Origin of the sequence: Kitasatospora sp. NPDC002551, assembly GCF_040296005.1 — a bacterium.
In the GTDB taxonomy this organism is placed as follows: Bacteria; Actinomycetota; Actinomycetes; order Streptomycetales; family Streptomycetaceae; genus Kitasatospora.
This window is the reverse complement of the sequence record NZ_JBEOWI010000007.1, coordinates 211,165-219,639: the sequence shown is the minus strand read 5'-3', so window position 1 is coordinate 219,639 and position 8,475 is coordinate 211,165. Positions and strand designations below refer to the sequence as shown.

The window sequence follows — 8,475 nt, the reverse complement described above, 5'->3', positions numbered from 1 at the left end:
AGCGTGTCGGTGTGGGTCGAGCCGTAGCCGTTCAGCCACGCCTTCCACGAACCGCCGTGCGCCGCCTGCGAGGAGGAGTTGTCGACCACGCCGCTGGAGGCGGTCCACGGCGCGGCCGTGCCCGTCTCGAAGCCCGCGTTGCCCAGCAGCTGCGCCGGGGTGCAGCTCGTGTTGGGGTCGGTGACCGCCCAGGTGAAGCTGGTGGTCCCGGTCTTGCCCGCCGAGTCCTTGGCCGTCACGGTGACGCTGGAGTTGCCGATGGTGGTCGGGGTGCCGGTGATCACGCCGGTGGAGGCGTTGATCGACAGCCCGGCCGGCAGGCCGGTGGCCGAGTAGGTCAGCGCGCCGGTGCCACCGGCCGCCTTGATCGCCAGGTTGACCGCGGTGCCGGCCTTGGTGCTCTGGTTGCCCGGGTTGGTGACGGTCACGCCGCCCGGGTTCGGGGGCACGGTGCCGACGTTGACGCCCGCCCAGGCGGTGCCGACCGCGATCACCTCGGGGCTGCCCGCGCCGTAGAGGTCCTTGGCGGCGTTCTCCGTCGCGGTGCGCGCCGCGGCGTAGTTGGTGGTGGAGGTCATGTACGAGGTCAGCGCCTTGTACCAGATCTGCAGCGCCTTGTCCCGGCCGATGCCGGTGACGGTGACGTTGTTGGCGGTCGGGCTGTTGTAGCTGACGCCGTTGATCACCTTGGCGCCGCTGCCCTCGGCCAGCAGGTAGAAGAAGTGGTTGGCGACACCGGACGAGTAGTGCACGTCCAGGTTGCCGACGCCCGAGTACCAGGAGTCGGCCGAGCGGCCGTCCTTGGAGGGCTTGTCCATGTAGCGCAGCGGCGTGCCGTTGCCGTTGATGTCGATGAGCTCGCCGACCAGGTAGTCCGGGTTGTCCTTCGGCAGGTTGGCGTAGAACTCCACCGCGTTGCCGAAGATGTCCGAGGTGGCCTCGTTGAGGCCGCCGGACTCGCCGGAGTAGTTGAGGTTGGCGGTGGCCGAGGTGACGCCGTGGCTCATCTCGTGGCCGGCCACGTCCAGCTCGGTCAGCGGGTGGGTGTCGCCGTCGCCGTCGCCGTAGGTCATGCAGAAGCAGCCGTCGTCCCAGAAGGCGTTGACGTAGCCGGTGTCGTAGTGGACCCGGCTGAAGGCGCCGACACCGTCGTTGCGGATGCCGCTGCGGCCGAAGGTGTTCTTGTAGAAGTCCCAGGTGGCGGCGGCGCCGTACTGGGCGTCGACGGCGGCGGACTCGCGGTTGCTGGCCGCGCCGTTGCCCCAGGAGTCGGTGGACTTCGAGAACAGCGTGCCGTTGCCGGTGGTCCGGTTGCCCATGTCGGTGGTGTACTGACCGCCGCGGGTGCCGTCCTTGAGCTGGTACGAGGACCCGCTCTGGGTGGTGGTCAGCGGCACGGTCCCGACGAAGACACCGTTGCCGGTGCCGGTCTTGATGCCCTCGACCTTGCTCAGCACGGCGCCGGTGGCGGCGTCGGTGACGACCTTGAGGCGGCTCGGGGTGCCGTTCTCCTGCTTGCCGGAGACGACGGTCTCCCAGGCGAGCTTCGGGGTGCCGTCGGCGGCCCAGACGACCAGGCGCGGGGCGGTGTCGAGCGCGGAGCCGGACTCGGCGGCCAGCGCGGCCTCCTGGGCCTTCGGCGCGGCGAGCTTCGGCGTGGTGTTGACGCCGCTCAGCACGGCGCTGCTGGCCTTGGTCACGCCCGTGGTGGCGCCGGTGGCGTCCTGGTGCACGATCAGGTCGCCGCCGAGCACCGGCAGGCCGGCGTAGGTGCGCTCGTAGCGCAGGTGGCGGGCGCCGTTGGCGTCCTGGACGACGTCCTTGGTGACCAGCTTCTCGTCGCCGGTCAGGCCCAGGGCCTGGGCGAGGCCGGCGGTCTGCTGGGTCGCCGAGGCGATCAGCTCGGCCCGGCTCGCCTGCTGCGCGGCGACCGCCGCCGGCGCGTCAGGGGTGGCCGCCTGCGCGATGACCGGGATACCGGTCACCAGCAGCGCGGTGGTAGCGGCCATGACAACCGCTGCCTTCCGGGCGTGGGCGTAACGGGACATGCGGACTCCTTTTCCGACCGCCGCGGGGTTCGCGGACGGTGGAGAGAACCTGGCCGCGGGGTTGCGACTCAGTGGGGGCCCCCGCCGCCGATACGCGGCGCGGGTGCGGTTGCGGAGCAAGGTGGTCGAGCGTTTTCCGGCAGGGGACGCGCTGTTCCTCACCTGGGACGGCTGCACCGGGAGGTGGGGCCCCCTCGTCTGCAGCCGGGGGAATCGTGGCAGCAAACGAGCCGTTAATGACAGATGCATGCCAGGGATTGGCCGATTAGCTACCGGCCCGTACATCCGTCAGGAGGGCGGCGGTGTTACGGCGGCAAGAACTTCCGGAGATCGTTTTCATTCCCGCCGAAAAGGTTTGATCACCTCCGGCGGGCACTGACCAGCGCTCAGGACCCGCCCCGGAGCCGCCCGGGGCCCGGACGGCGCGGGGCAGCGCCGGACGGACGCGGCACGTCACCTTTCCGGCCGTGCCATGGGCGGTTTTCGGACAAGTCCATACATTGAATGGAACCGAAAGCGCCCTGAAACGGTCCGGGCCCCGCACCGCCGGAGGCGGCACGGGGCCCGGGCCCCACGGTCCGTCAGCCCTGCACGAACACCGCCACGGTGCGGCCCGGCACGGTGAAGGTGCCGGTCGCGGCGTCGAAGCCGGCCCGCTTCACCACCGGATCGCCGCCCTGGGCCTGCACCCGGTGCAGCGCCTGGGCCGTCCCGGCGAGCGGGGCCACGGTCTGGCTCTGCGCGGTCGGGGTCGCGTTGAACACCACGGTGACGCCCTTCTCCGCGCCCGGCAGCCCGGTGCCGTCCAGGTGCAGGGTGATCACCCCGGGGAGCTCGCCGGGCGTGCCGGACAGCGGGTAGGAGAGCCGCTGCTGGACGGCCGCCAGGGTGGGCAGCGAGAACAGCGGCGAGGAGCGCTTGATCCGCAGGAAGTCCTGGTACTGCGCGCTCGCCGCCCGGATGTCGGCCGCGCCGACGGTCAGCCGCGGATCGGCCAGCAGGGCCCCGGCGGCCGGCCACATCTCCCGGTTGTCCGCCGCCGGCGGCAGGCCCCGGCCCCAGCCGTTGCCCTGCGCCGCGTCCCAGTGGATGGCGTTGAACCAGTCGCCGGAGTCGTAGGAGTTGGCGTCCAGCGACTTGGAGCGCAGCAGGTCGCTGCCGGCCTGGGCGAAGCCCGGGCCCTGGGAGAGCGCGGTCAGCGACAGCGCCAGCGCCTGCATCCTGGCCCGGTCGGCGGGCGCCGTGCCGGGCGGCAGCTTGTACGCGAGCGCGTCGAACAGGTCGGCGTTGTCGTGCGCGTCCACGTACGCGACGGCCTCACCGGGCCGGGCCGCGTAGCCGGTCGGGGCGCCGTTGTAGTCGACGTCCCCGCCGGTGACGGTCCGTCCGGAGCTGTCGGTGAAGGAGTAGCCGGCCAGGTTGCCGGTCAGCCCCACCTTCAGCTGGTCCATCTGCCGCAGCAGCCGGGCCTTCTGCTCCTCGGGGGTGCCGTTGTCGGGCGAGCCGTTCGGGTCGGTGAACAGGCCCGAGGCGAAGCCCTGCCGCGGCGCCGAGGAGAGCTGGAAGTCGCCGCCCCGGGCGGCGTCACGGATCCGGTCGTCGAAGGTGGCGATGCCGGTGCCGGCCATGTTCTGCTGGGTGGCCTGCTCGAAGCGGGCGCCGTTCGCGACCACGCCGAAGTTCCAGCCCTCGCCGTAGAGCAGGATGTTCTTCCCGTCCACGCCGTCCGAGGCCGGGGTCATCCGGCGCAGCGCGGCCTGCACGTCCAGCATGGTGGACTTCGGGTCCAGGCCCATCAGGTCGAAGCGGAAGCCGTCCACCTTGTACGCGCGGGCCCAGGTGGTCACCGAGTCGACCACCAGGCGGTTCATCATGGCGTGCTCGGGCGCGGTGTCGGCGCAGCAGCTGTCGGTGGTCACCTGGCCGTCGGCGTCCAGCCGCTGGTAGTAGCCGGGGACGACCCTGTCCAGCACCGAGTGGCCGTCCTGGCCCGCGGCGGCGGTGTGGTTGTAGACGACGTCGAGCACCACCCGCAGGCCGGCCGCGTGGATCGCCTGCACCATCCGCCGGAACTGCACGGTCCGCGCGGTCCCTTCAGGGTCGGTGGCGTACGAGCCCTCCGGCACGGTGTAGTGCAGCGGGTCGTAGCCCCAGTTGTAGGCGTCCTCGGCGGCGACCGCGGCCACGCACTCCTGCTGCTGCCGGCTGTCGGCGGCGAGCGCGGCGAGGTCGCAGGCGGGCAGCTTCTGCTCGGCCCGGTTCTCCCGGATCGTCGCGATGTCGAAGGTCGGCAGCAGGTGGACGGTGGTGACGCCGGCCCCGGCGAGTTCGCGCAGGTGCTTCATGCCGGCCGACTCGGACTCGGTGAAGGCCAGGTAGGTGCCGCGCTCGGCGGCGGGCACGGTGTCGTCGGCGACCGAGAAGTCGCGGACGTGCAGTTCCTGGATCCGCTCCCGGCCGAGCGGGACGGCCGGCGGGACGGCGTGGTCCTCCCAGCCCCGGGGCTTGAGCCGCTCGGCGGCGAGGTCGGCGACCAGGCTGCGCCGGGAGTCGGTGGACAGCGCGACCGAGTACGGGTCGGTGACGGTGTTGACCACGACCTGCTGGACGGACGGCGCCCAGACCTTGACCTGGTACAGGTAGTACCTGCCGTCCAGCTCCGCCCGGTCGCGGACCACCTCCCAGACGCCGGTCTCGTCGTCCCGCTTGAGCGGCAGGGTCCTCGGGGTGCCGCCGGTGGCGGTGTCGAAGACCTGGACGGAGACCTCCTGCGCGGTCGGCGCCCAGAGCGACAGCGCGACCTTGCCGTTGTAGTACGCCGGGCCGAAGTCCACCCGGCCGGTGCGGCGGGCGTAGAGGTCGTCGAGCACGCCGGGGATCTGCACGCCGGTGGCGGCCAGGACGGCGCCGCTGGGCAGGTGCTCGGTGAAGAGCAGCTGGGCGCGCAGCGCGGCGGGCACCCGGGCGGTGTCGCGCGGGTCGACGGTGAAGGCGCGGTAGCCGGCCAGGTGCGGGTACGCGGCCTTCTGGGCGTCGGTCAGCCCGCCCTGGACGGGCGCCAGCCGGATCCACCGCCCGGGCTTGCTCAGCGTGCCGTTCCTCTCGGCGCGGATGCCGCCGGCCGGGTCGTAGACCAGCTGGGCGCTGGTGCCGCTCGCCAGGGCGGCGTCCCCCGCGCCGTAGTTCGCCGGGACGACGACGGTCCTCGCGTCGATCCACTGCGCCTTGGCCGAGCCGGGGTCCAGCTGGGAGGAGGAGGCGGCGGTCTGCGGCAGCAGGTAGCCCTCGCGGCCGCCGAGGATCCAGACCTCGCGGCCGGTGCCGGTCAGGTCGAGGGACTGGTCGTTCGGCAGGTCCTTGTCGTTGCCCCGGTGCAGGATGTAACCGAGGCTGGTCGCGCCGGCGGCGAGCGGCACCTCGAAGACGTCGCCGAAGGCGTCGCGGCGCACCGGCCGCAGCGGGTTGCCCCAGTCGGTGGGGGCGGCGGCCCCGGTCCAGGTGTGCAGGCCCCAGCCGTCGTAGTCGCCGTCGGCCCGGTTGTAGTGGAGGACGGCGGTGTTCGCCGGCGGGGTGTTCGCCGGGCCGGGATCGGCCGTGCGGACGGCGGGGTCGCCCTCCGTCACCCAGACCTCGCCGGTGGAGCCGAGGTCGATGTGCCGGTCGGCGTCGACGTCCTTGACGCCGTTCTTCTCCACGATGAAGCCGACGTCCGAGGCGCCGGGCCTGAGCTTCACGTAGGCGAAGGCGCCGTAGGCGTCCCGGCCGGTGAAGGGGTGCCCGGCCGGCCACGGGGTGCTCTCGCCGTCGGCGAGGTCGCCCCAGGCGTAGAGGTTCCAGCCGTCGTAGTCGCCGTCCTTGCGCTGGTAGTGGACGACCGCGTACGGGCGGGTGGTGGCGGTGGGCACCGGCTCGGGGGCGGGGGTGCCGGTGGTGAAGCCGCCGGTGGCGGAGCTCAGCCGGCCACCGGCGTCCTGGACGACGGCCTTGTAGCGGACCTGCGTGCCGGGGGCCACGCCGGCGAGGTCCTGGGTGACGGCGTAGGCCCCGGTGTCGGAGGTGCCGAGCACCTGCCAGGGCCGGTCGCCGGTCTGGGCGGCGAAGGTGACCCGGCCGAAGCCGCCGCCGGGCACCTCGGCGCCGACGGTGACGGTGCCGGTGGAGCCCTGGGCGGGCGCCTTCAGGGTGATCGCGGGCGCGGCGGCGGGGGCGGCGAGCTTCCCGGCGGCCTTGAGGACGACGGAGGAGAGCGCGGGCACGGTGACGGTGACCCTGCGGTCGGCGCCGCTGGTGGTCCGCTCCCCCGCGGCCGGGTGGATCCGCTCGAAGCCCTGGCCGGCGGAGAAGGTGTCCAGGGTGACGGTCTTCGCCTCGGTGGCGTTGTTGACCGCGACCAGGTACTCGACCTGCTGGGCGGCGTCGATCCGGGAGAAGGCGTAGACGCCCGGGCCGTCGGCGGCGTACCGCTCGATCTGGGCGCCGTCGGCGAGCGCCGGGTGGTCGCGGCGGAGCGCGGCCAGGGCGGCGATGTCCCGGTACGGCGCGCCGTCGCGGCCGTAGCGGTCGGCGGAGCCCGGGGCGCCGCCGAGCACCCGGTCGGTGTTGTAGGAGGGGGTCTGCGAGGCGAAGAGGTCCTGCCGGGCGTCCCGGTCGCCGCCGGCGCCGGTGAAGCCCTGCTCGTCGCCGTAGTAGACGACCGGCTGGCCGCGGGTGAGGAACATCAGCTCGTTGCCGAGCCGGTCCTTCTTCAGCAGGGTGGCCTCGTCGGCGCCCGGGTTGTCGGCGAGCAGGAAGGAGCCGAAGCGGCCCATGTCGTGGTTGCCGAGGAAGGTGGGCAGCTCGTAGGCGTCGGTGTCGGCGGTGGTGTAGCGGTGGTCCTGGGCGTAGAGGTCCGCGAGGGCGCGCGCCGAGCCGCCCTGCGAGGCGTAGGAGCGGGCGGCGTTCTGGAACGGGAAGTCGAGGGTGGCCTGGAGCCTGCCCTTGGTGACGTACGGGGCGGTGACCGCGGGGTCGCCGGAGTAGACCTCGCCGAACATGAAGAACTTCTTGTTGCCCTGCTTGGCGGCGAAGTCCTTGAGCGCGGGCGCCCACTGCTGCCAGAAGGCCATGTTGACGTGCTTGACGGTGTCGATCCGGAAGCCGTCCACGCCGGCGTCCTCGACCCACTGCTGGTAGACCTTCTCGAAGCCCTTGACCACCTTGGGGTTCTGGGTGTCGAGGTCGTCGAGGCCGGAGAAGTCGCCCTCGGTGGCGGACTCGCCGGCGAAGGTGGAGTCGCCCCGGTTGTGGTAGAGCGCGGGGTCGTTGAGCCAGGCCGGCGTCTTGGCGGTGGCGTCGGCCGGCTTGCGGAAGACCGGGCTGTAGGGGAAGGAGTCCCTGGTGAGCTTCGGCCAGCCGGCCGCGGGCCCGGCCCCGGCGCCGGCCCCGGCACCGGCGAGCGCGGTCTCGTCGACCGGGTTGCCCTCGGCGTCCAGCACCGGGTAGGCGCCGGTGCTGCGGTAGCCGTACTGCTGCTGCCGGTAGTCGATGACGTCGGCGGTGTGGTTGGTGATGACGTCGAAGAAGACCTTGATGCCGCGCGCGTGGGCCTTGGCGATCAGCTCCTTGAGCTGCTCGTTGGTGCCGAAGTGCGGGTCGACCCGGGTGAAGTCGGTGATCCAGTAGCCGTGGTAGCCGGCACTCGCGTTGTCGCCCGTGCCCTGGACGGGCTTGTTCGCGAAGATCGGCGCCATCCAGATCGCGGTGGTGCCGAGGTCCTGGATGTAGTCGAGCCGCTGGATCAGTCCGGCCAGGTCGCCGCCGTGGTAGAAGCCCTTGTCGGCCGGGTCGAGGCCGTGGTCCAGGCGGGTGCCGACGATGCCACCGGTGTCGTTGCCCCGCTCGCCGTTGGCGAAGCGGTCCGGCAGCACGAAGTAGAACTGCTCGCGGGTGAGGTCGTGGCGCCCGGCGGTGGCGGCGAGCGCGGCGTCCGAGGGCGGACCGGGCGGGGCGGCGGCGAGCGCGGCCGGACCGGCGGTGCCGAGGGTGGCGGCGGTCAGCGAGGCCGCCAGCAGCACCGCCGTCCGGCCCGGTCTGCGGGGGATGCTCCGCCTGCGGCGGGGCGGGAGTTGGGCCACGGAGGACTCCCTTGCGGGGGTGAGGGTGGTCGGGTTGCCGAGACGCTAGCGGTCTGCAATATGTTTCAGCAAGATGCAGAAACTGTTTCGGGCAGGGACAATGCACCCCCTTCCGGTCTGCCCCACCCCCGATTGCGCCACCCCGCCCCTCCGGCATGACAATGGGTCGTATGCCCGTCCCACCGGTTCGCGCCAGACCCGATCGCACCCCCTCCCCCGGTGGGAGCCACCCCCTACCTCTCAAGGGGGACAGCCGGTGAAGAATCCACTTCCGGAGGATGAGCGGACGGCTACGGAACGTCTGGCAGACTTCT

At 72.5% G+C, this 8,475-nt stretch carries 2 protein-coding genes; both read right to left on the bottom strand.

Annotation, left to right across the window (positions count from 1 at the left end):
• On the bottom strand, positions 1 to 2,048 hold a 2,048-nt coding region (locus ABT093_RS10280), incomplete at its 3' end, for a M4 family metallopeptidase (protein ID WP_350562446.1).
• Positions 2,049 to 2,629: 581 nt separating this feature from the next.
• The gene (gene pulA, locus ABT093_RS10275) at positions 2,630 to 8,161 is read right to left on the bottom strand and encodes a pullulanase-type alpha-1,6-glucosidase (protein ID WP_350562444.1); all 5,532 of its coding nucleotides are present in this window, start codon (positions 8,159 to 8,161) and stop codon (positions 2,630 to 2,632) included.
• Positions 8,162 to 8,475: the final 314 nt, after the last annotated feature.